This window comes from Mesorhizobium sp. M7A.F.Ca.CA.004.06.1.1 (assembly GCF_003999135.1).
In the GTDB taxonomy this organism is placed as follows: domain Bacteria; phylum Pseudomonadota; class Alphaproteobacteria; order Rhizobiales; family Rhizobiaceae; genus Mesorhizobium.
Window position 1 is genome coordinate 1 of the sequence record NZ_RZPQ01000998.1, and the last position, 1,728, is coordinate 1,728.

The window sequence follows — 1,728 nt, forward strand, 5'->3', positions numbered from 1 at the left end:
GCACGGTAAACAGCGCCGAGCTGTCGACATCGGTCGCATTGAGATCGCCCGCAGCCGTGGCATCGCCTGGCGTGCCGTTGGCGACACCGCTCCTTTCCGTCACCGAGGTGTCTTCGGCACCATTGACAGTGATCACCGCGGCGTCGTTGATGCCGGTGAACTGAATGGTAGCCGTGGCCCAGCTTAGCGTGCCATTGCCGAGTTGAATGGCGTAGGTCACTCTGTCGGTGAGAATCTGCCCCTGCCCAAGTGCCTGCACCTGGGCGTCGATATCTGCCTTGTTGTAGTGGATCGTACCATCGGCGCTTATCCAGATGCGAGCGCCTAGAAAGCTCGTATTGGCGGTCGCTGGGAGCGCGGCGAGCGCTGCACTATCACTTGAGTATGTGATGTCGCGCGCCAGTAGATCTGTCGGTGCGTATATCTTCGTCGCTGTCGTAAGACTGTCTGCGTTGTCGATAGAATACAGCTGTGTGGCCGCTCCTCCCAGATCGTTCGCCAATACATTCAGGATCAAGACGCCAGTGGCATCTTCCGAAAAGGCAAGAAGATCGTCCTTCGCTTGCGGCGTGTTCGAGAACGACGTCGTGGTGCCGCCGGCACCGGTGACCTGAGTAGCCATTTTCAACCCCCCTTTGTTTAAGAACAGACGCCCCAAATCTGTTCTATTGACGGTCCGGCACGTTCCGCTGCCACCAGATGAAGAATAGCGCGGACCGGCATGCGAATTCGGGCAGGCATCAATTGGCAGAGCCATCCAGACGAGCCACCGCGCTACGAACAGCCGGCTTAAGCGGACCGTTCGCGGGCGGATGATGGCTCAATAACTGTGGCTGCGACGGCTTTGGCAGCCGCGCCCGTTCTCCCTACCCCAATTGCGTCATCCAAACTCGCGAGCACGAGATTTAGAATACGCTTATATTAGGAGATTATTAACTCTATGCGCGAGGAAGCGCAACGTCCGTGTTTGCAAGACAGTTAATTAGTCAAGATCAAAGCAGAGCCACAACAGCCCGAACGGTTGCGGCATTGAGCCAGGAGCGGATCGGCAGCGTTCAGACACGGATTTTAAGAAGCGGTTCTTCGGAACTTGACAGACGTCGACTTGACCTGACCAATCCGGCCCTTCAGGCCGGAAACAAGAAGGCCGAGCCGGGATCAAAAAAGATGCGCTTGCCTGATGTTGCGGGGCTGTCTGCTCCCTCGGCGTCAGAGGTTGGCCTGACATCGATTTCCTCGCCGGCGGCCGTGCGCGCCACGACGCGCCGGCGGTCGCCGAAGAACGCCGTATCGATGATCTCGACGGCAAGCGCCGCGCTCGTGGGGCCAGGCGCGAGGCGGAAGGCTTCCGGGCGCACCATCAGCCGGACCCTCTGACCCTGGCCGAAGGACGTTGTCGTTTTGATACCGGTCACGATTGAGCCCTCGGCCAGGCGGATCGTGGATACGCCACGCGCGGTTTGCAAATGCTCAGCCGGCAGAAAATTCGAGTTGCCGATGAAGCCGGCAACAAATTCGCTCGCCGGCCGGAGGTAAAGATCCTCGCCGGTGCCGATCTGTTCGATGCGGCCTTCCCTGAACAGCGCGATTCGATCGGATAGGTGCAGCGCCTCCTCCTGATCGTGCGTGACATAGAGGATGGTGACGCCTGTCTCCCGGTGGATGCGGCGGATCTCGGCCTGGATTTCCTGGCGCAGCTTTTTGTCAAGCGCCGATAGCGGCTCGGCC

The 1,728-nt window shown here is 59.4% G+C and carries 2 protein-coding genes; both read right to left on the bottom strand.

Features of this window, described 5'->3' with window-relative positions; genetic code table 11:
* Positions 1 to 622: VCBS domain-containing protein (locus EN906_RS33125; protein ID WP_206529240.1), on the bottom strand; the 622-nt coding region annotated here is incomplete at its 3' end.
* A gap of 505 nt (positions 623 to 1,127) precedes the next feature.
* On the bottom strand, positions 1,128 to 1,728 hold a 601-nt coding region (locus tag EN906_RS33130; RefSeq protein ID WP_164777568.1), incomplete at its 5' end, for an ABC transporter ATP-binding protein.